The organism is Prevotella sp. OH937_COT-195 (assembly GCF_003932845.1).
Classification (GTDB): domain Bacteria; phylum Bacteroidota; class Bacteroidia; order Bacteroidales; family Bacteroidaceae; genus Prevotella.
In genome coordinates this window covers 1-201 of the sequence record NZ_RQZH01000225.1, presented here as the reverse complement: position 1 = coordinate 201, position 201 = coordinate 1, and the positions used below count along the sequence as shown (strand labels likewise).

Below are 201 nucleotides of genomic sequence, written 5' to 3'. Positions count from 1 at the left end.
CTGCCGCCGGGTTATTAATATGTTTCCCGGTCATCCTTTGGGTTTGTTCCAACGTCTTTTGTATGGTATGACCATCGTATTCATTCCTGAAAGAGAATGCACCAAGAATAAGTCCCGACCATGAGCGAAGAATGGACACCTTATTGCCAAACTCGTATTTCTTGTGTTCCTTGCCTTTGCCGATACATTGTACTTCGGGTT

Annotated in this window: 1 pseudogene; it reads right to left on the bottom strand. The window is 44.3% G+C overall.

Features of this window, described 5'->3' with window-relative positions:
* A pseudogene (locus EII32_RS11970) lies at positions 1-201 on the bottom strand (IS5/IS1182 family transposase); the annotation flags it as partial.